The organism is Pseudomonas sp. E6002, assembly GCF_013385565.1.
Taxonomy (GTDB): domain Bacteria; phylum Pseudomonadota; class Gammaproteobacteria; order Pseudomonadales; family Pseudomonadaceae; genus Aquipseudomonas.
Map to the genome: position 1 here is coordinate 87,819 of NZ_JACAPT010000013.1, position 21,194 is coordinate 109,012.

Genomic DNA, 21,194 nt, shown 5'->3' on the forward strand with positions numbered 1-21,194 from the left:
TGACGTGAGTTGGGTCCGGGCCTGTATTGGGGCTCAACGAGTTTGGCAAGGCTCAGGAGGGTTTTGCCGGACGTCCTTAAGAGTGCAAAGACTTATGGCAAAGCGTGACTATTACGAAGTGTTGGGTGTGGAGCGTGGCTCCAGCGAGGCGGACCTGAAAAAGGCTTACCGTCGCCTGGCGATGAAGCACCACCCGGACCGTAATCCGGATAGCAAAGAATCCGAAGAGCTGTTCAAAGAGGCCAATGAGGCCTACGAATGCCTGTGTGATCCGAACAAGCGCGCCGCTTACGACCAGTATGGCCATGCCGGTGTCGACCCAAGCATGGGTGGCGGCGGTGCCGGTTTCGGCGGGCAGAACTTCTCCGATATTTTCGGCGACGTGTTCAGCGACTTCTTTGGCGGCGGCCGCGGTGGCCAGCGTGGCGGTGCCCAGCGTGGCAGCGACCTGCGCTACACCCTGGAGCTGAACCTGGAAGAAGCGGTGCGCGGCACCAGCGTCAATATCCGTGTTCCGACGCTGGTCAATTGCAAGCCGTGCGACGGTTCGGGCGCCAAGAAAGGCTCTTCGCCGATCACTTGCCCGACTTGCGGCGGTATCGGCCAGGTACGCATGCAGCAAGGCTTCTTCTCGGTGCAGCAAACCTGCCCGCGCTGCCACGGCCAGGGCAAGATCATTTCCGATCCGTGCGACTCGTGCCACGGCGAAGGGCGTGTCGAAGAGTACAAGACTCTCTCGGTGAAAGTGCCGGCGGGTGTTGATACCGGCGACCGCATTCGTCTGTCGGGCGAAGGCGAGGCGGGCACTCAGGGCGGTCCGACGGGCGACCTGTATGTGGTGATCAATGTGCGCGAGCACTCGATCTTCCAGCGCGACGGCAAGCATCTGTTCTGTGAAGTGCCGATCAGCTTTGTCGATGCGGCCTTGGGTGGCGAGCTTGAGATTCCGACGCTGGACGGTCGGGTCAAGCTGAAGATCCCTGAGGGTACGCAGACCGGCAAGCAGTTCCGTATCCGTGGCAAAGGCGTTGCGCCGGTGCGCGGTGGCGGTGCTGGCGACCTGATGTGCCGTGTGGCGGTAGAGACGCCGGTGAACCTGGGGCGTCGTCAGCGCGAACTGCTGGAAGAGTTCCGCAGCTCCCTGGCCGGCGATGACACTCATTCGCCAAAAACCACCGGCTGGTTCGAAGGCGTGAAGCGCTTCTTCGGCGACCTGTAAGGAAGTGAGTATGCGACGTATCGCGGTGATGGGCGCTGCCGGGCGCATGGGCAAGACCCTGGTCGAGGCCGTGCAGGCGCGCTCGCCGGCCTCCGGGCTGACGGCGGCGATTGTTCGTCCCGGCAGCACCTTGATTGGTGCGGACGCCGGTGAGTTGGCGTCCCTGGGGCGGATCGGCGTTTCGTTGTCCGGCAATCTGGAGCAGGTTGCCGACGAGTTCGACGTGCTGATCGATTTCACCCTGCCGGACGTGATGCTGAAAAACCTGGCGTTCTGCCGCAAGGCGGGCAAGGCCATGGTGATCGGCACAACGGGCCTGAGCGCCGAGCAAAAGCAGCTGCTGGTGGAGGCGGGCAAGGATATTCCAATCGTGTTCGCGGCCAATTTCAGCGTCGGCGTCAATCTGTCGCTGAAGCTGCTCGACATGGCGGCGCGGGTGATGGGTGATGAGGCTGACATCGAGATCATCGAGACTCATCACCGGCACAAGATAGATGCGCCGTCCGGTACGGCATTGCGTATGGGCGAGGCGATTGCCGATGCCCTTGGGCGGGACCTGTCAAAGGTGGCGGTGTATGGTCGTGAAGGCCATACCGGTGCCCGCGCCCACGACACCATCGGTTTTGCCACCGTTCGCGGCGGTGATGTGGTGGGCGATCACACCGTGCTGTTCGCAACCGAGGGTGAGCGTCTTGAGATCACCCACAAGGCGTCTAGCCGCATGACGTTCGCCAAGGGTGCTGTACGTGCGGCGCTGTGGCTTGAGGGTCGTGCGCCGGCCCTGTACGACATGCGCGACGTGCTGGACCTGCATTAAGAAGTAGCTAAAACGGGGTCTCAGGAATATGCTGAGGCCCCGTTTTTACCCGCTAGGCGACGTCCTGTCGCATTCCCCTGCCTTTAAGGCTCATTAGCGGTGGACCAAAAAAGCCTTTTTCTGTAAGCTACAGCTTTAGTGTGTCCACTAAAAGCGCGCAGAATAATTCAGTGAAGAAGCGGGGTGACGTGTCCATACGTCACTCCGCTTTTTTACAACCTGCGATCGCCCTTTCAGGCTTTATTTACGGGAGGTCTTCTTGACTAAGCCAGCCATACTCGCCCTTGCTGATGGCAGCATTTTTCGCGGCGAAGCCATTGGAGCCGACGGTCAGACCGTTGGAGAGGTGGTGTTCAACACCGCCATGACCGGCTATCAGGAAATCCTTACTGATCCTTCCTACGCCCAACAGATCGTTACCCTGACCTATCCGCACATCGGCAACACCGGTACTACACCGGAAGACGCCGAGTCTGATCGTGTCTGGTCGGCTGGCCTGGTCATTCGTGACCTGCCACTGGTAGCGAGCAACTGGCGTAACACGATGTCCCTGTCCGATTACCTGAAAGCCAACAACGTTGTGGCGATCGCCGGTATCGATACGCGTCGCCTGACACGCATCCTGCGTGAAAAAGGCTCGCAGAACGGCTGCATCATGGCCGGTGACAACATCTCCGAAGAAGCAGCGATTGCAGCGGCCCAAGGTTTCCCTGGCCTGAAAGGCATGGATCTGGCGAAAGTCGTCAGCACCAAGGAAACGTACGAGTGGCGCTCCACCGTCTGGGACTTGAAGACCGACAGCCACGCGACCATCGAAGCTTCCGAACTGCCGTACCACGTCGTGGCCTACGACTACGGTATCAAGCACAACATCCTGCGCATGCTGGTCGAGCGCGGTTGCCGCGTGACCGTGGTGCCTGCGCAGACCCCGGCCAACGACGTACTGGCCCTGCAGCCGGACGGCGTGTTCCTGTCCAACGGCCCGGGTGACCCGGAGCCTTGCGACTACGCCATCAAGGCGATCAAGGAAGTGCTGGAAACCGAGATCCCGGTGTTCGGCATCTGCCTCGGCCACCAACTGCTGGCCCTGGCTTCCGGCGCCAAGACCCTGAAAATGGGTCACGGCCACCACGGTGCCAACCACCCGGTGCAAGATCTGGACACCGGCGTCGTGATGATCACCAGCCAGAACCACGGTTTTGCGGTGGATGAAGCGACGCTGCCGGGCAACGTCCGGGCGATTCACAAGTCGCTGTTCGACGGTTCCCTGCAAGGTATCGAGCGCACCGACAAGAGCGCGTTCAGCTTCCAGGGCCACCCTGAAGCAAGCCCGGGCCCGAACGACGTAGCGCCGCTGTTCGACCGTTTCATCAATGAGATGGCCAAGCGACGCTAACTGAGCGGCCTGAGGGCGGCCCGGGAAACCGGCGGCCCCCTCGGGCTCTTCAAAGATTGTTCAAGACGGCTTGCCGACTGACCTGCGGATTTGAGTGACAAACCCATGCCAAAACGTACAGACATAAAAAGCATCCTGATTCTCGGCGCTGGCCCGATCGTGATCGGCCAGGCCTGCGAATTCGACTACTCCGGCGCCCAGGCCTGTAAGGCCCTGCGCGAAGAGGGCTACCGCGTCATCCTGGTGAACTCCAACCCGGCCACCATCATGACCGACCCGGACATGGCCGACGCCACCTACATCGAGCCGATCAAGTGGCAGACCGTTGCCAAGATCATCGAGAAAGAGCGTCCGGACGCCCTGCTGCCAACCATGGGTGGCCAGACCGCCCTGAACTGCGCACTGGACCTGGAGCGCGAAGGCGTCCTGGAGAAGTTCGGCGTAGAGATGATCGGCGCCAATGCCGACACCATCGACAAGGCTGAAGACCGTTCGCGTTTCGACAAGGCCATGAAGTCCATCGGCCTTGATTGCCCGCGTTCCGGTATCGCCCACAGCATGGAAGAGGCCAACGCGGTCCTTGAGCGCCTGGGCTTCCCGTGCATCATCCGTCCGTCCTTCACCATGGGCGGCACCGGCGGCGGTATCGCTTACAACCGTGAAGAGTTCGAAGAAATCTGCGCCCGCGGCCTGGACCTGTCTCCGACCAAAGAGCTGCTGATCGACGAATCCCTGATCGGCTGGAAAGAATATGAGATGGAGGTTGTCCGCGATAAGAAGGACAACTGCATCATCGTCTGCTCGATCGAAAACTTCGACCCGATGGGCGTGCACACCGGTGACTCGATCACCGTTGCGCCGGCACAGACCCTGACGGACAAGGAATACCAGATCATGCGTAACGCCTCTTTGGCGGTGCTGCGTGAGATCGGTGTGGAAACCGGTGGCTCCAACGTCCAGTTCGGCATCTGCCCGGACACTGGCCGCATGGTTGTGATCGAGATGAACCCGCGTGTATCGCGTTCTTCGGCGCTGGCATCGAAAGCTACCGGCTTCCCGATTGCGCGCATCGCCGCCAAGCTGGCGATCGGTTACACCCTGGACGAGCTGCAGAACGAAATCACCGGCGGCGCAACACCGGCTTCCTTCGAGCCGTCGATCGATTACGTCGTCACCAAGCTGCCACGCTTCGCTTTCGAGAAATTCCCGAAAGCCGACGCCCGCCTGACCACTCAGATGAAGTCGGTCGGTGAAGTCATGGCCATCGGCCGGACCTTCCAGGAGTCCCTGCAGAAAGCCCTGCGCGGCCTGGAAGTGGGCGTTTGCGGCCTGGACGAGAAGCTCGACCTGAGCAACCCGGAAAGCATGAGCGTGCTCAAGCGCGAGCTGACCGTGCCGGGTGCCGAGCGTATCTGGTACGTGGCCGATGCTTTCCGCGCCGGCATGACCGTCGAAGACATCTTCGGCATGAACATGATCGACCCGTGGTTCCTGGTGCAGATCGAAGATCTGATCAAGGAAGAAGAGAAGGTCAAGACCCTCGGTCTGTCCTCCATCGACCGCGACCTGATGTTCCGCCTCAAGCGCAAAGGTTTCTCCGACATGCGTCTGGCCAAGCTGCTGGGCGTGACCGAGAAGAACCTGCGCACCCATCGCCACAAGCTGGACATCTTCCCGGTCTACAAGCGCGTTGATACTTGTGCGGCCGAGTTCGCCACCGACACCGCATACATGTACTCCACCTACGAGGAAGAGTGCGAAGCCGCGCCGTCGGGCCGCGACAAGATCATGATCCTGGGCGGCGGTCCAAACCGTATCGGCCAAGGCATCGAGTTCGATTATTGCTGCGTACACGCCGCTCTCGCCCTGCGCGAAGACGGGTACGAGACCATCATGGTCAACTGCAACCCGGAAACTGTTTCTACTGACTACGACACTTCCGACCGTCTGTACTTCGAGCCGGTAACCCTGGAAGACGTACTGGAAATCTGCCGTGTCGAGAAGCCAAAAGGTGTGATCGTCCAGTACGGCGGCCAAACCCCGTTGAAACTGGCTCGCGCACTTGAAGCTGCTGGCGTGCCGATCATCGGTACCAGCCCTGACGCTATCGACCGTGCCGAAGACCGTGAGCGCTTCCAGCAGATGGTTGAGCGCCTGAACCTGCGTCAGCCTCCAAACGCCACTGTGCGCAGCGAAGACGAAGCGATCCGCGCGGCCAGCAAGATTGGTTACCCGCTGGTGGTGCGTCCGTCCTACGTACTGGGTGGCCGGGCGATGGAAATCGTCTACGAAGAAGACGAACTCAAGCGTTACCTGCGTGATGCGGTGAAAGTGTCCAACGACAGCCCGGTGCTGCTGGACCACTTCCTCAACTGCGCCATCGAGATGGACGTGGATGCGGTCTGCGACGGCACCGACGTGGTGATCGGCGCGATCATGCAGCACATCGAACAGGCTGGCGTTCACTCCGGTGACTCCGCTTGCTCGCTGCCGCCATACTCGCTGCCTGCACACATCCAGGACGAGATGCGCGAACAGGTCAAGAAAATGGCCCTGGAGCTGGGCGTGGTCGGCCTGATGAACGTACAGTTGGCGCTGCAAGGCGAAGACATCTACGTCATCGAAGTCAACCCGCGCGCCTCGCGTACCGTGCCGTTTGTTTCCAAGTGCATCGGTGTTTCCCTGGCAATGATTGCTGCCCGTGTGATGGCCGGTAAGACCTTGAAGGAAATCGGCTTCACCAAGGAAATCATTCCGAACTTCTACAGTGTGAAAGAGGCGGTGTTCCCATTCGCCAAATTCCCTGGTGTGGACCCGATCCTGGGCCCGGAGATGAAGTCCACCGGTGAAGTGATGGGCGTGGGCGATACCTTCGGTGAAGCATTCGCCAAAGCCCAGATGGGCGCCAGCGAAGTGCTGCCTACCGGCGGTACTGCGTTCATCAGCGTGCGCGATGATGACAAGCCGCTGGTTGCAGGTGTGGCCCGTGATCTGATCAACTTGGGCTTCGAAGTCGTGGCCACTGCCGGGACCGCCAAGCTGATCGAGGCTGCCGGCCTGAAAGTGCGTCGCGTGAACAAGGTGACGGAAGGCCGTCCACACGTGGTCGACATGATCAAGAATGACGAAGTCACCTTGATCATCAACACCACCGAAGGTCGCCAGTCGATCGCGGACTCCTACTCCATTCGTCGTAACGCCTTGCAGCACAAGATCTACTGCACCACCACCATTGCTGCTGGCGAAGCTATCTGCGAAGCGCTGAAGTTCGGTCCTGAAAAAACCGTGCGTCGCTTGCAGGATCTACACGCAGGATTGAAGGCATGATCAAATACCCAATGACCGTCCAGGGCGCAAAAGCCCTGGAAGAAGAGCACGCCCACCTGACCAAGGTCGTCCGTCCGAAGCTGAGCCAGGACATCGGTACGGCCCGGGAATTGGGTGACCTGAAGGAAAACGCTGAATACCATGCTGCCCGCGAGCAGCAAGGTATGGTCGAGGCGCGGATCCGTGACATCGAAGGCCGCTTGCAGAATTCGGTGGTTATCGACGTCACGACCATCCCGCATACCGGCAAGGTGATTTTCGGCACCACCGTGGAAATCGCCAACGTCGAGACTGACGAAAGCGTGGTGTACCACATCGTGGGTGAAGACGAGGCCGACTTCAAACTCGGCAAGATCTCCGTCGGTTCGCCGCTGGCCCGCGCCTTGATTGCCAAGGAAGAGGGTGACGTGGTGGCCGTCAAGACGCCTGGTGGCGTGATCGAGTACGAGATTGTCGAAGTTCGTCACATCTGAAAGACGGCGCCCGCTTCGTGCGGGCGCCATGCTTTGGCAGTTTGCCCAGATGCTTTGGGTTGGCGGCCTATGGCTGTTACATATTGGTGTGCTGCCGGCGCTGGGCCTGATTGGCCTGGCACCGTTGCTGATCGATGAGGTCAGCGGATTATTAAGCGCGTTGCTGGTAAGTTTTGCAGCGGCGTGCGTGACGCTTCAGGCGCTGGTGCTGATCAAGGCCGAGGGCTTGGGGAGTCTGTGGCGGGATATTCGCGGGCAACTGCTGTTGATGGCGCTGTATGCGTGCGCAATGTTTTGCGTGGTGCGCATCTTTCTGCCGGAGGCGTTGCGCTGGCAGCTGTTCAGCTATCTTGTGCTAGGGTTTTCCGGGTTGGTGCTGGTTGTACAGCCGGCGCCAGGATGGAGTGGCAGGGCGTGCGAAGCACGCCCGTGACCCTTGTTTCACTTGAAGCGGTGTACGTTCGACAGTTGCTTGTTGGCGCTGAAGTTCTTGCGATACAGCAGCGCCATCTTGCCGATGACCTGAACCAGGTCCGCTTTGCCAGCCTTGCACAGTTCTGCAATAGCTGCCAGGCGCGCCTCGCGATCAAGGATGCTGACCTTGATCTTGATTAGCTCGTGATCGCCCAATGCGCGTTCAAGTTCGGCTAACACACCTTCAGTCAAACCGTTGTCAGCCACAATCAAAACTGGTTTCAGATGGTGGCCAATGGATTTGTACTGTTTCTTCTGCTCTTGAGTGAGCGGCATAATCTGACCCCTGCGTCTGATCTTGTAAAAAGCGGCGGCCAGTTTACCCGAGCGAGTCCGGGACCGCCCAGTTAATCACGACCCGTTTTATTTTCGAGGTGGCCCGTGGCCCGTTCCAAAACTAGCCTTAAGTGGCTGCAAGAGCATTTCAACGACCCTTACGTCAAAATGGCGCAAAAGGATGGCTACCGTTCCCGGGCCAGCTACAAACTGCTGGAGATCCAGGAAAAGGACAAGTTGATCCGTCCTGGCATGAGCGTTATCGACCTGGGTGCCGCCCCGGGTGGCTGGTCCCAGGTGACCAGTCGTCTGATTGGTGGACAAGGTCGTTTGATCGCTTCCGACATCCTGGAAATGGACAGCATCCCTGACGTGACCTTTGTTCACGGCGATTTTACCCAGGACGAAGTGCTGGCACAGATCCTTGAGGCCGTCGGAAATTCGCAGGTAGACCTTGTGATTTCCGATATGGCCCCCAATATGAGTGGATTACCGGCTGTTGATATGCCGCGAGCCATGTTCTTGTGCGAATTGGCACTGGACCTGGCAGGACGGGTACTGCGTCCGGGTGGTGACTTCCTGGTCAAGGTCTTCCAGGGTGAAGGCTTCGACGAGTATCACAAGAACATCCGCAAACTGTTCGACAAGGTACAGACACGCAAGCCTGACTCTTCCCGGGACAGGTCTCGCGAGCAGTATTTGCTGGGTCGCGGCTTCCGTGGCATTGAAGGCGCTGCCAGTGAAGAGCGTTTTTGAGAAATTTGACGGAGGCGATAGGTTTTTTTATATCGCTTTCGTCACGAAGCTTTACGAATATTGTGTAGTCAAAGTTTCACAAAGGGTTACAGACGGCGCCTGCCAGAGTTGTAGGTAATGTAGTAAGTTAGGCCGGTGAATATCATGCGAAGCACGCGCCAGTAGCGGAGCTTGCTTCAGAGGGTAGTTAATTGAACGATATGGCAAAGAATCTGATCCTGTGGTTGATCATCGCGGCTGTCCTCGTGACGGTGATGAACAACTTCTCCAGCCCTAACGAGCCGCAGACCCTCAACTATTCCGACTTCATCCAGCAAGTTAAGGATGGCAAGGTCGAGCGCGTAGCAGTTGATGGCTACGTGATTACCGGCAAGCGCAACGATGGCGACAGCTTCAAGACCATCCGTCCGGCAATCCAGGACAATGGCCTGATCGGCGACCTGGTGGATAACCACGTGGTTGTCGAAGGCAAGCAGCCTGAGCAGCAGAGCATCTGGACCCAGCTCCTGGTGGCCAGCTTCCCGATACTGGTGATTATCGCCGTGTTCATGTTCTTCATGCGCCAGATGCAAGGTGGTGCGGGAGGCAAGGGCGGGCCGATGAGCTTCGGCAAGAGCAAGGCACGCCTGCTTTCCGAAGATCAGGTGAAAACCACCCTGGCTGACGTTGCAGGCTGCGACGAAGCCAAGGAAGAAGTGGGCGAACTGGTTGAGTTCCTGCGCGATCCGGGCAAGTTCCAGCGCCTGGGTGGCCGTATTCCTCGCGGTGTGCTGATGGTTGGCCCGCCAGGTACCGGTAAAACCCTGTTGGCCAAGGCCATTGCCGGCGAAGCCAAAGTACCTTTCTTCACCATTTCCGGTTCCGACTTCGTCGAAATGTTCGTCGGTGTAGGTGCCAGCCGTGTTCGCGATATGTTCGAACAGGCCAAGAAGCACGCTCCGTGCATCATCTTCATCGATGAAATCGACGCCGTTGGTCGCCATCGTGGCGCCGGCATGGGCGGCGGTCATGATGAGCGTGAGCAGACGCTTAACCAGTTGCTGGTTGAGATGGACGGCTTTGAAATGAACGACGGCATCATCGTGATCGCTGCAACCAACCGTCCAGACGTACTCGACCCCGCTTTGCTGCGTCCGGGCCGTTTTGACCGTCAGGTCGTTGTCGGGTTGCCAGACATCCGTGGTCGTGAGCAGATCCTGAAAGTGCACATGCGCAAAGTGCCAATGGGCGACGACGTGGCTCCGGCCGTGATTGCCCGTGGTACTCCAGGCTTCTCCGGTGCCGACCTTGCCAACCTGGTGAACGAGGCGTCGCTGTTTGCCGCCCGTACCGGCAAGCGCATCGTTGAAATGAAGGAGTTCGAGCTGGCGAAAGACAAGATCATGATGGGCGCCGAGCGCAAATCCATGGTCATGTCCGAGAAAGAGAAGCAGAACACCGCTTATCATGAAGCCGGTCACGCCATTGTTGGTCGCGTTGTGCCTGAGCATGACCCGGTCTACAAGGTATCGATCATTCCTCGTGGCCGGGCGCTGGGCGTCACCATGTTCCTGCCGGAAGAGGATCGCTACAGCCTCTCCAAGCGTGCCTTGATCAGCCAGATCTGCTCGCTGTATGGCGGCCGGATCGCCGAAGAGATGACCCTGGGCTTCGATGGTGTTACCACCGGTGCCTCCAACGACATCATGCGTGCCAGCCAGATTGCACGGAACATGGTGACCAAGTGGGGTCTGTCGGAGAAACTCGGTCCTTTGATGTATGCCGAGGAAGAAGGCGAAGTATTCCTGGGTCGCGGTGGTGGTGGTCAAGCTGCCAGCTTCTCCGGCGAGACAGCCAAGCTGATCGACTCCGAGGTGCGCAGCATCATTGACCAGTGCTACGGCACGGCCAAGCAGATCCTCACCGACAACCGCGACAAGCTCGACGCCATGGCTGATGCCCTGATGAAGTACGAGACCATTGATGCCGAGCAGATTGACGACATCATGGCTGGTCGTACGCCTCGCGAGCCTCGCGATTGGGAAGGTGGTTCGGGTACTTCGGGCACGCCGCCAGTGGTACAGAACGAACGCCCTGAAGCCCCGATCGGCGGCCCGGCTGCTGACCATTAAGGTTTGAAATGACTTCTGCGTTGTCCTCGACCCGGTTGCCTTGCGGCAGCCGGGTTCTTGATTTGGCCCATACACACGTTATGGGCATTCTTAATGTAACCCCTGATTCCTTTTCCGATGGTGGTCGCTTCAGTCAGCTTGATGCTGCGTTGCGCCATGCGGAAGCGATGGTGGCTGCCGGTGCGACTCTGATTGACGTCGGTGGCGAATCAACCCGGCCCGGTGCGCGCGCAGTTTCTCCCCTGGAGGAGCTGGAGCGGGTTGCTCCGATTGTCGAGCGCATCCATCAAGAGCTGGACGTCATCATCTCTGTCGACACCTCGACTCCTGCCGTTATGCGCGAAACTGCGCGGCTGGGTGCAGGGTTGATCAACGATGTGCGCTCTTTGCAGCGCGATGGCGCTCTGGATGCGGCCGCCGCGACGGGGCTGCCGGTTTGCCTGATGCATATGCTTGGCGAGCCGGGCACGATGCAGGACGACCCGCATTACGACAATCTGGTCGGTGAAGTGAAAGGTTTTCTTGCCGAGCGCATGGCTCAATGCGCGGCGGTGGGGATTGCTCCCGAGCGGATAATCCTCGACCCGGGATTTGGCTTTGCCAAGACCTTGCAGCACAATTTAAGCCTGTTCAAGCATATGGAATCCCTGCATGCCCTTGGTCGCCCCTTGTTGGTCGGGGTTTCGCGCAAGAGCATGATAGGTCTGGCGTTGAATCGTCCCGTGGGTGAGCGGCTGCATGGCGGCCTGGCACTTGCGGCACTTGCCGTGGTCAAGGGTGCGCGCATCTTGCGCGTGCATGACGTGGCCGAGACGATAGATGTAGTGCGGATGATCGCAGCGGTTGAATCAGCCGAATAAGAATGATGGAGCACTTATGACTAAAAAGTATTTTGGCACCGATGGCATTCGCGGTCGGGTCGGCGAATTCCCGATTACTCCCGATTTCATGCTCAAGCTGGGCTGGGCCGCCGGCATGGCGTTCCGCAGCATGGGGGCCTGCCGTATCCTGGTGGGTAAGGACACGCGTATCTCGGGTTATATGTTTGAGTCTGCGCTGGAGGCAGGTCTGTCTGCTGCCGGCGCTGATGTGATGCTGTTGGGGCCGATGCCTACGCCGGCGATCGCTTACCTGACGCGTACCTTTCATGCTGAAGCCGGTATCGTGATCAGCGCTTCGCACAATCCCCACGATGACAATGGCATCAAGTTCTTCTCGGGCCAGGGCACCAAGCTGCCGGATGAGATCGAGCACATGATCGAAGAGTTGCTGGATGCGCCGATGACCGTCGTCGAATCGAGCAAGCTGGGCAAGGTATCGCGGATTAACGACGCTTCCGGCCGTTACATCGAATTCTGCAAAAGCAGCGTGCCTAGCAGCACCAATTTTGCCGGGTTGAAGGTCGTCATCGACTGCGCCCACGGCGCGACGTACAAAGTCGCACCGAGTGTGTTCAAGGAGCTTGGCGCAGACGTTACTGTACTGTCGGCGCAGCCGAACGGCCTGAACATCAACGACAACTGCGGCTCAACCCACATGGGGCAGTTGCAGGCGGCTGTCCTGGCTGAGCATGCCGACTTGGGCATCGCGTTCGATGGTGATGGCGACCGCGTATTGATGGTCGACCACACTGGCGCGATCGTCGATGGCGACGACCTGTTGTTCATCATCGCCCGTGACCTGCATGAGCGTAACAAGCTGCAAGGCGGCGTCGTCGGTACCTTGATGAGCAATCTTGGCCTGGAGCTGGCCCTGGCAGATCTGGGGATCCCGTTTGTGCGCGCCAATGTCGGTGACCGCTACGTGATTGCCGACCTGCTGGAGCGTAATTGGCAGGTGGGTGGCGAAAATTCCGGTCATATCGTCTGCTTCCAGCACACGACTACCGGGGATGCGATCATTGCGGCGCTGCAGGTGCTGCTGGCGCTGCGTCGCCGTGAAGAAAGCCTGGCCCAGGCGCGGCAGGCGTTGCGCAAGTGCCCGCAAGTGCTGCTCAACGTGCGCTTTGCAGGCGGTGACAACCCTATCGAGCATCCGGCTGTCAAAGAGGCCAGTGAGCGCGTGACTGCCGCCATGGCGGGACGTGGCCGGGTCTTGCTGCGCAAGTCGGGTACCGAGCCTTTGGTGCGTGTAATGGTCGAGGGCGAGGACGAAACACAGGTTCGCGGCTATGCCGAAGAGCTGGCAAAACTGGTAACTGAAGTTTGCGCCTGAATTCGGCTTGCCAGTGATGATGTGGTTGGGTAACATCTGCGCCCACTTTGACCGACGAGGTACAGCATGCGTCGCACTATGGTAGCTGGTAACTGGAAGATGCACGGTACCCGCGCCAGTGTCGCTGAGCTGATCAATGGCCTTCGTCATTTGGCCTTGCCTAGCGGTGTTGATGTCGCGGTATTCCCGCCTTGCTTGTATATCAATCAAGTGATTGATGGCTTGAAAGGCAAGTCGATCCAGGTCGGCGCGCAGAACTCTGCGGTGGAATCCATGCAAGGTGCGTTGACCGGTGAGATTGCACCGAGTCAGCTGGTTGATGCGGGTTGTTCCCTGGTGCTTGTTGGGCACTCCGAGCGCCGCCAGATCATGGGCGAGCGTGATGGGACACTCAATCGCAAATTCGCGGCGGCACAGGCTTGCGGCTTGGTTCCGGTGTTGTGCATAGGGGAGACCCTTGAGCAGCGTGAGTCCGGTAAAACTCTTGAGGTTGTCGGGCGTCAGCTGGGCAGCATCATCGAGGAGCTGGGAGTCGGTGCCTTTGCAAATGCAGTAATTGCTTACGAGCCGGTCTGGGCCATTGGCACCGGGCTGACTGCTTCGCCGCAACAGGCGCAGGATGTGCACGCAGCCATCCGCGCGCAGTTGGCGGCAGAGAATTCTGAGGTCGCACGAGGTGTGCGGCTTCTATACGGCGGCAGCGTGAAGGCGGCCAATGCGGTCGAACTGTTCGGCATGCCGGATATCGATGGGGGGCTCATTGGTGGAGCTTCCCTGAATGCAGATGAGTTCGGTGCGATTTGTCGCGCCGCGGGAAACTGAAAAAATGCTGGAAACAGTCATCGTTGTTTTTCATCTGCTGGGTGCACTGGGCGTAGTTGCTCTGGTTTTGCTGCAGCAGGGTAAAGGTGCGGACGCTGGTGCGTCTTTCGGGGCAGGTGCTTCAAATACTGTGTTCGGAAGCCAAGGTTCCTCTACCTTTCTTAGTAAGTTTACTGCTATACTTGCCGCCGGTTTCTTCATAACCAGCTTGGGGTTAGGTTACTTTGCTAAAGAGAAAGCTCATGTGCTGACTCAAGTAGGTCTCCCAAACCCAGCAGTGTTGGAAGTACCAAAAGCAAAACCGGCTTCTGATGATGTCCCGGTGCTTCAAGAGCAAAAGTCGGCTACTCCAGCGACTGACGTACCTCCAGCTCAAGAGCAGAAGTAAGAAGGTTGTAAACGCTGTATTGCCGAGGTGGTGGAATTGGTAGACACGCAACCTTGAGGTGGTTGTGCCCATAGGGTGTAGGGGTTCGAGTCCCCTTCTCGGTACCAATTATCAGGAGAGCCCGCTGTTGCGGGCTTTCTTGTAGGTGGAAGGTTACATTGACCCTGTAAGGGATCGGTCGTATACTTCCGCCCCAGCTTTGTCGCGGGGTGGAGCAGTCTGGTAGCTCGTCGGGCTCATAACCCGAAGGTCGTCGGTTCAAATCCGGCCCCCGCAACCAGTTTTAGCGGAGCCCCTTTTAAGGGGCTTTTTGTTAGCTGGACACTTTCAACGCCGCTGTTCGACGGCGTTTCAAGGATGGGCGTTTCGCCCATTTTTTTATTTTGCACAGCATGCACATACATGCACGAGGGGGTTCAGGTGTCGAGCAAGCTAGAAGAGTTGCAGGCCTTGTTGGCCCCGGTGGTCGTGGCCCTAGGCTATGAATGCTGGGGTATTGAGTTTTCGGCTCAAGGTCGCCACTCAATGTTGCGCGTTTATATCGATAAAGAGGGCGGCGTGCTGGTGGACGATTGTGCCATTGTCAGCCGTCAGATCAGCGGTGTCCTGGATGTTGAAGATCCGATCTCCGTTGAATACACCCTCGAAGTTTCCTCGCCTGGCATGGAACGCCCACTGTTCACTATTGATCAGTTTGCAAAATTTGCCGGTGAACAAGTGAAGATCAAGCTGCGCTCTCCCTTTGAAGGGCGACGCAACTTTCAGGGCCTTCTGCGCGGTGTAGAAGAGCAGGACGTCGTGGTGCAGGTAGAAGACCATGAGTTCCTGTTGCCGATCGATATGATCGACAAGGCCAACATTATTCCCAGTTTTGACTGAGACGCGGATCCCGCGGATCCAATGGCTTGCGAAAGGCGAGGCGTACGATGAGCAAAGAAGTACTGCTGGTTGTTGAGTCGGTATCCAATGAAAAGGGCGTACCGGCAAACGTGATTTTTGAAGCGCTGGAGCTGGCCCTGGCCACTGCTACCAAAAAGCGTTTTGAAGACGAAGTTGATCTGCGTGTGGAAATCAACCGCCACACCGGTGCCTACGAGACTTTCCGTCGCTGGACGGTCGTCGAAGAAGCCGATCTTGATGATCCGGCCATCGAAACCTGGCCGAGCAAGGTTGCTGAAACGCATCCGGGCGCCCAGGTCGGTGATGTCGTCGAAGAAAAGATCGAATCCATCGAGTTCGGCCGCATCGCTGCACAGACTGCCAAGCAAGTCATCGTGCAGAAGGTCCGCGAAGCCGAGCGCGCTCAAGTCGTTGACGCTTATCGCGAGCGCCTGGGGGAAATCATCTCCGGCACCGTGAAAAAAGTCACCCGCGACAACGTGATCGTCGACCTGGGTAACAACGCTGAAGCGTTGCTGGCCCGCGAAGACATCATTTCCCGCGAAACTTTCCGGGTTGGCGTGCGCTTGCGTGCGCTGCTCAAGGAAATCCGCACCGAGAACCGCGGCCCTCAGTTGATCCTGTCGCGTACCGCGCCGGAAATGCTGATCGAGCTGTTCCGCATCGAAGTGCCGGAAATTGCCGAAGGCCTGATCGAAGTCATGGCTGCGTCCCGCGATCCGGGTTCACGCGCCAAGATCGCGGTCCGCTCCAAGGACAAACGCATCGACCCGCAAGGCGCTTGCATTGGTATGCGCGGTTCGCGCGTCCAGGCAGTGTCGGGCGAATTGGGCGGTGAGCGTGTGGACATCGTCCTGTGGGACGATAACCCGGCGCAGTTCGTGATCAACGCAATGTCGCCTGCTGAAGTGGCGGCAATTATCGTTGACGAGGATGCCCATGCAATGGACATCGCCGTTGGCGCAGACAATCTGGCTCAGGCCATCGGTCGCGGTGGTCAGAACGTACGTTTGGCCAGCCAGTTGACCGGCTGGACCCTGAACGTGATGACCGAATCGGACATCCAGGCTAAGCAGCAAGCAGAAACCGGTGACATCCTGCGCAACTTCATCGACGAGCTGGAAGTCGACGAAGACCTGGCACAGGTGCTGGTAGATGAAGGCTTCACCAGCCTGGAAGAGATTGCCTACGTACCGTTGGAAGAAATGCTCAACATCGACGGCTTTGACGAAGACACCGTCAACGAGCTTCGCGCTCGGGCCAAGGATCGTTTGTTGACTAAAGCCATCGCTACTGAGGAAAAGCTGGCAGACGCCCATCCGGCCGAAGACCTGCTCTCGCTTGAGGGTATGGACAAGGATTTGGCGATGGAACTGGCGGTGCGCGGCGTAATTACCCGCGAAGACCTGGCCGAGCAGTCTATTGACGACCTGCTCGACATCGACGGCATTGACGATGATCGTGCCGGCAAGTTGATCATGGCCGCCCGAGCCCATTGGTTCGAGTAATTAGGCGCGGCCTGAGGAGAGAAGTGCATGACGCAAGTCACGGTGAAACAACTGGCCGATGAGGTCAAAACACCGGTAGAGCGCCTGTTGCAGCAGATGCGTGAGGCAGGTCTGCCGCACACCGCCGCCGATGAAGGTGTGAGCGATAGTGAGAAGCAGTCTTTGCTGACTCACTTGAAGAGCAGCCACAAGGCGAAAGTGGAAGAACCGCGCAAGATTACATTGCAGCGCAAAACCACCAGCACCCTGCGTGTTGCTGGCAGCAAGAGCATCAGCGTTGAAGTACGCAAGAAGAAAGTCTTCGTACAGCGCAGCCCGGAAGAAATCGAAGCCGAGCGCAAACGCGAACTGGAAGAACGTCGCGCAGTAGAAAATGCTGCTCGTCAGAAGGCTGAAGAAGAAGCCAAGCGTCGCGCCGAAGAAGAAGCGCGTCGCCAGCCTGCTGCTGCGCAACCTGCTAACACTGAGGCCGTTGCTGCGCCTAGCGCGCCTGTTGAAGCTGTTCGTGAGGCCGCTCCGGTTGCCGCCGCGCCAGCTCCTGCAGCCGACGCTCGCAAACGCGAAGAACCTCGCCGCCCGGACAAACCACGTGCCGACGATAACAATCGTCGTGGCAGTGGCGATGGTGAGCGCAAAAACGCTCCACATCGTGCTTCGGTCAAAGAGAAGGCGCCAGCGCCACGCGTTGCCCCACGTACTACCGACGAAGAAAGCGACAGCTTCCGTCGCGGTGGTCGCGGCAAGGCTAAGCTGAAGAAGCGCAACGCCCACGGTTTCCAGAGCCCAACCGGCCCTGTCGTGCGTGACGTGCAGATCGGCGAGACCATCACTGTTGGCGACCTCGCCAATCAGATGTCGGTCAAGGCTGCTGAAATCATCAAGTTCATGTTCAAACTGGGTACCCCAGCGACCATCAACCAGGTACTGGACCAGGAAACTGCCCAACTGGTTGCTGAAGAGCTGGGCCACAAAGTGACCCTGGTCAGCGACACCGCCCTGGAAGATTCCCTGGCCGAGTCCCTGAAGTTTGAAGGCGAGACGTTCTCCCGTGCGCCAGTCGTGACCGTAATGGGCCACGTTGACCATGGTAAGACCTCGCTGCTCGACTATATCCGTCGTGCCAAGGTAGCAGCAGGCGAAGCCGGCGGCATCACCCAGCACATCGGTGCATACCACGTTGAAACCGAACGCGGCATGGTCACCTTCCTCGACACCCCTGGTCACGCAGCGTTTACCGCCATGCGTGCCCGTGGTGCCAAGGCGACTGACATCGTGATCCTGGTAGTTGCAGCGGACGACGGCGTAATGCCGCAGACCATTGAAGCTGTCCAGCACGCTAAAGCCGCTGGTGTTCCTCTGGTTGTTGCAGTGAACAAAATCGACAAGCCGGGCGCCGATCTCGATCGCATCCGTAGCGAACTGTCGGTTCACGGCGTGACTTCCGAAGAGTGGGGCGGTGATACGCCATTCGTCTCGGTTTCGGCGAAAGTCGGTACCGGTGTAGACGAACTGCTCGAAGCTGTCCTGCTGCAAGCCGAAGTTCTCGAACTGAAAGCAACTCCATCGGCCCCGGGTCGTGGTGTTGTGGTTGAATCGCGTCTCGACAAGGGTCGTGGTCCGGTTGCAACCGTTCTGGTTCAAGACGGTACCCTGCGCCAAGGCGACATGGTCCTGGTCGGTTCGAACTATGGCCGTGTACGGGCCATGCTCGACGAGAACGGCAAGCCAATCAAGGAAGCCGGTCCTTCCATCCCTGTCGAGATCCTCGGCCTGGACGGTACCCCGGACGCTGGCGACGAGATGAGCGTGCTGTCGGACGAGAAGAAAGCCCGTGAAGTGGCTCTGTTCCGTCAAGGCAAGTTCCGCGAAGTCAAGCTGGCCCGTGCTCACGCCGGCAAGCTGGAAAACATCTTCGAGAACATGGGCCAGGCAGAGAAGAAGACGCTTAACATCGTCCTCAAATCTGACGTTCGTGGTTCCCTCGAGGCGTTGAACGGCGCCTTGAACGGCCTGGGTAACGACGAAGTGCAAGTGCGTGTTGTCGGTGGCGGTGTCGGAGGTATCACCGAATCCGACGCCAACCTGGCACTGGCTTCCAACGCTGTACTGTTCGGCTTCAACGTGCGTGCCGATGCTGGCGCACGGAAGATCGTCGAGCAGGAAGGCCTGGACATGCGTTACTACAACGTCATCTACGACATCATCGAAGACGTCAAGAAAGCTCTCACCGGCATGCTTGGCAGCGACGTCCGGGAGAACATCCTGGGTGTGGCCGAGGTGCGTGACGTGTTCCGCTCGCCGAAATTCGGCGCGATCGCCGGTTGCATGGTTATCGAAGGTGTTGTGCACCGTAACCGTCCAATCCGTGTACTGCGTGAAGACATCGTTATCTTCGAAGGCGAGCTGGAATCCCTGCGCCGCTTCAAGGATGACGCTTCCGAAGTACGTGCCGGCATGGAATGCGGTATTGGCGTCAAGAGCTACAACGACGTCAAGGCGGGTGACAAGATCGAAGTCTACGAGAAGGTCCAGGTTGCTCGCAGCCTCTAACTCGCGTACTTCAAGGGCCACGCAGCGCCCGGGCATGCAAATGCCTGGCGCTGTGTCCGGACTCTAAACGCAACGCCCGGTCTGGCTTTTGTCAGGCCGGGCGTTTGCCGCTTTCAGACCCCACGGGTTTCACCGTGTGGCAGCAACAGGTAACAAGACATGGCAAAAGAATACAGCCGCACCCAACGTATCGGCGATCAGATGCAGCGTGAGTTGGCACAGCTGATCCGTCGTGAAGTAAAAGACCCACGTGTTGGCCTGGTCACCATCACCGCCGTTGAAGTCAGCCGTGACGTTGGTCACGCCAAGATCTTCATCACCGTGATGGGCCAGGACAACAGCGAAGAAATCGCGCAAAGCATCAAGGTGCTCAACTCCGCCGCAGGTTTCCTGCGTATGCAGTTGGCCCGTGAAATGAAGCTGCGCAGCGTTCCTCAGTTGCACTTCCACTACGACGAAAGTGTCGTGCGTGGCGCGCACCTGTCGGCACTGATCGAGCGGGCCGTGGCTGAAGACAATCAGCACCCGGAATCCGCCACGCCTGAAGACGCCAAGGAGTAATCGGTGGCTCAGGTCAAACGCATCCGTCGTAATGTCAGCGGCATCATTCTGCTCGACAAACCCATTGGTTTTACCTCCAATGCGGCGTTGCAGAAGGTTCGCTGGCTGCTCAATGCCGAGAAGGCAGGGCACACCGGCAGCCTCGACCCCTTGGCCACCGGCGTGTTGCCGTTGTGCTTCGGCGAGGCCACCAAGTTTTCGCAATACCTGCTCGATTCCGACAAGGGCTACGAGACCCTGATGCAACTGGGCAAGACCACCACCACGGCAGACGCCGAAGGTGATGTTTTGCAGGTTCGCGAGGTGACCGTTGGTCGTGCTGATATCGAAGCTGCCTTACCTGCTTTTCGTGGGCAAATCAGTCAGATACCGCCGATGTACTCGGCTCTCAAGCGTGATGGCCAGCCTCTATACAAGCTGGCACGTGCAGGGGAAGTGGTGGAGCGCGAACCGCGTTCTGTTACTATTGCGCGCTTGGAATTGCTCGCCGCTGAAGGCGACACTGCCCGGTTGGCGGTGGACTGCAGCAAAGGCACCTATATCCGTACCCTCGTGGAAGATATCGGTGAGCAACTAGGCTGTGGCGCATACGTTGCAGAACTGCGACGCACCCAGGCAGGCCCTTTCACCCTGGCCCAGACGGTCACGCTGGAAGAGCTGGAAGCAGTGCATGCCGAAGGCGGCAACGAAGCGGTTGATCGCTTCCTGATGCCATCGGACAGCGGTTTACTGGATTGGCCATTGCTGCACTTCTCGGAGCACAGCGCGTTCTACTGGCTTAACGGCCAGCCGGTACGTGCACCGGATGCCCCGAAGTTCGGCATGGTGCGGGTACAAGATCACAACGGTCGCTTTATCGGTATCGGTGAAGTGAGCGAAGACGGGCGCATCGCGCCGCGTCGACTGATTCGGTCAGAATGACCGAAACCAGTTTGTGGTAAAAGCGCAGTAGCTTTTACTCAAACTGGAACGAGGGTGGCTGTTAGCAGGCATGGTCACTACTCATTTTTAGATACAGGGATTTGTCCCTGGCCTGTTGAAACTGCCCTTTGGGTGGTTTCCTGAAAAAAGGATTGCCTCATGGCTCTCGACGTTCAAGAAAAAGCACAAATCGTTGCTGACTATCAGCAAGCTGTTGGTGACACTGGTTCGCCAGAAGTGCAAGTTGCACTGCTGACCCACAACATCAACAAGCTGCAAGGTCACTTCAAGGCCAACGGTAAAGATCACCACTCCCGTCGTGGTCTGATCCGCATGGTAAACCAGCGCCGTAAGCTGCTGGACTACCTGAAAGGCAAGGATCTGGGTCGTTATCAGACTCTGATCGGTCGCCTGGGTCTGCGTCGCTAATAAGCGATTGCGCTAGAGGTTGGTTGGCTGTCGTGTGTCAGTGGGTTTCCCG

At 58.5% G+C, this 21,194-nt stretch carries 19 protein-coding genes and 2 tRNA genes; 20 read left to right on the forward strand and 1 reads right to left on the reverse strand.

Annotated features, from left to right (window positions below; genetic code table 11):
• Positions 1-94 precede the first annotated feature (94 nt).
• From dnaJ to HX815_RS13155, 6 genes are all read left to right on the forward strand, one after another.
• Positions 95-1,219 carry a molecular chaperone DnaJ gene (gene dnaJ, locus HX815_RS13130; RefSeq protein ID WP_003212219.1) on the forward strand — a complete coding sequence of 375 codons (1,125 nt, stop codon included), beginning with the start codon at positions 95-97 and terminating at the stop codon, positions 1,217-1,219.
• A gap of 10 nt (positions 1,220-1,229) precedes the next feature.
• Positions 1,230-2,036, forward strand: coding sequence for a 4-hydroxy-tetrahydrodipicolinate reductase (gene dapB / locus HX815_RS13135; RefSeq protein WP_003212216.1), 807 nt, complete (start codon positions 1,230-1,232; stop codon positions 2,034-2,036).
• A gap of 259 nt (positions 2,037-2,295) precedes the next feature.
• Positions 2,296-3,432 carry a glutamine-hydrolyzing carbamoyl-phosphate synthase small subunit gene (gene carA, locus HX815_RS13140; protein WP_003212214.1) on the forward strand — a complete coding sequence of 379 codons (1,137 nt, stop codon included), beginning with the start codon at positions 2,296-2,298 and terminating at the stop codon, positions 3,430-3,432.
• 105 nt (positions 3,433-3,537) lie between these two features.
• Complete coding sequence (gene carB, locus HX815_RS13145) at positions 3,538-6,759, forward strand: carbamoyl-phosphate synthase large subunit (RefSeq protein WP_003212212.1); 3,222 nt, start codon at positions 3,538-3,540, stop codon at positions 6,757-6,759.
• Complete coding sequence (gene greA, locus HX815_RS13150) at positions 6,756-7,232, forward strand: transcription elongation factor GreA (protein ID WP_003212209.1); 477 nt, start codon at positions 6,756-6,758, stop codon at positions 7,230-7,232. The genes carB and greA overlap by 4 nt, the downstream gene beginning before the upstream one ends.
• A gap of 28 nt (positions 7,233-7,260) precedes the next feature.
• A complete protein-coding gene (locus HX815_RS13155; protein WP_177028395.1) occupies positions 7,261-7,665 on the forward strand; it encodes an MFS transporter in 405 nt (134 codons plus the stop codon).
• A gap of 8 nt (positions 7,666-7,673) precedes the next feature.
• Here the strand turns inward: HX815_RS13155 and yhbY are convergent, their stop codons facing one another.
• Positions 7,674-7,982: a ribosome assembly RNA-binding protein YhbY gene (gene yhbY, locus HX815_RS13160; RefSeq protein WP_003212205.1), complete on the reverse strand. Its 309-nt coding sequence runs from the start codon at positions 7,980-7,982 to the stop codon at positions 7,674-7,676.
• 105 nt (positions 7,983-8,087) lie between these two features.
• Here yhbY and rlmE point away from each other — a divergent pair, with 105 nt between their 5' ends.
• The 14 genes from rlmE (at position 8,088) to rpsO (ending at position 21,142) form a co-directional block, all read left to right on the forward strand.
• On the forward strand, positions 8,088-8,738 hold the full coding sequence (gene rlmE, locus HX815_RS13165; RefSeq protein ID WP_003212203.1) for a 23S rRNA (uridine(2552)-2'-O)-methyltransferase RlmE: 651 nt from the start codon (positions 8,088-8,090) through the stop codon (positions 8,736-8,738).
• 200 nt (positions 8,739-8,938) lie between these two features.
• The gene (gene ftsH / locus HX815_RS13170) at positions 8,939-10,849 is read left to right on the forward strand and encodes an ATP-dependent zinc metalloprotease FtsH (RefSeq protein ID WP_008436840.1); all 1,911 of its coding nucleotides are present in this window, start codon (positions 8,939-8,941) and stop codon (positions 10,847-10,849) included.
• A gap of 8 nt (positions 10,850-10,857) precedes the next feature.
• A complete protein-coding gene (gene folP, locus HX815_RS13175) occupies positions 10,858-11,709 on the forward strand; it encodes a dihydropteroate synthase (RefSeq protein ID WP_087693399.1) in 852 nt (283 codons plus the stop codon).
• Between the two features lie 16 nt (positions 11,710-11,725).
• On the forward strand, positions 11,726-13,063 hold the full coding sequence (gene glmM / locus HX815_RS13180; RefSeq protein WP_003212196.1) for a phosphoglucosamine mutase: 1,338 nt from the start codon (positions 11,726-11,728) through the stop codon (positions 13,061-13,063).
• 66 nt (positions 13,064-13,129) lie between these two features.
• Positions 13,130-13,885, forward strand: a complete 756-nt coding sequence (tpiA, locus tag HX815_RS13185; protein ID WP_003212194.1) for a triose-phosphate isomerase — start codon at positions 13,130-13,132, stop codon at positions 13,883-13,885.
• A 4-nt stretch (positions 13,886-13,889) separates the two neighbouring features.
• Entirely contained in the window at positions 13,890-14,273 is a 384-nt protein-coding gene (gene secG, locus HX815_RS13190; RefSeq protein WP_026078118.1) for a preprotein translocase subunit SecG, read from the forward strand.
• 21 nt (positions 14,274-14,294) lie between these two features.
• A tRNA-Leu gene (locus tag HX815_RS13195) sits at positions 14,295-14,380 on the forward strand.
• 96 nt (positions 14,381-14,476) lie between these two features.
• Positions 14,477-14,553: transfer RNA gene (locus tag HX815_RS13200), tRNA-Met, on the forward strand.
• Positions 14,554-14,693: 140 nt separating this feature from the next.
• Positions 14,694-15,152: a ribosome maturation factor RimP gene (rimP, locus tag HX815_RS13205; RefSeq protein ID WP_003235029.1), complete on the forward strand. Its 459-nt coding sequence runs from the start codon at positions 14,694-14,696 to the stop codon at positions 15,150-15,152.
• 47 nt (positions 15,153-15,199) lie between these two features.
• Entirely contained in the window at positions 15,200-16,681 is a 1,482-nt protein-coding gene (gene nusA / locus HX815_RS13210; protein ID WP_003212187.1) for a transcription termination factor NusA, read from the forward strand.
• A 27-nt stretch (positions 16,682-16,708) separates the two neighbouring features.
• Positions 16,709-19,231, forward strand: a complete 2,523-nt coding sequence (infB, locus tag HX815_RS13215; protein WP_003212186.1) for a translation initiation factor IF-2 — start codon at positions 16,709-16,711, stop codon at positions 19,229-19,231.
• A gap of 159 nt (positions 19,232-19,390) precedes the next feature.
• Positions 19,391-19,792, forward strand: coding sequence for a 30S ribosome-binding factor RbfA (rbfA, locus tag HX815_RS13220; protein ID WP_003212184.1), 402 nt, complete (start codon positions 19,391-19,393; stop codon positions 19,790-19,792).
• 3 nt (positions 19,793-19,795) lie between these two features.
• Positions 19,796-20,713, forward strand: coding sequence for a tRNA pseudouridine(55) synthase TruB (gene truB / locus HX815_RS13225; protein ID WP_003212182.1), 918 nt, complete (start codon positions 19,796-19,798; stop codon positions 20,711-20,713).
• A 159-nt stretch (positions 20,714-20,872) separates the two neighbouring features.
• Positions 20,873-21,142: a 30S ribosomal protein S15 gene (gene rpsO, locus HX815_RS13230; protein ID WP_003177875.1), complete on the forward strand. Its 270-nt coding sequence runs from the start codon at positions 20,873-20,875 to the stop codon at positions 21,140-21,142.
• Positions 21,143-21,194: the final 52 nt, after the last annotated feature.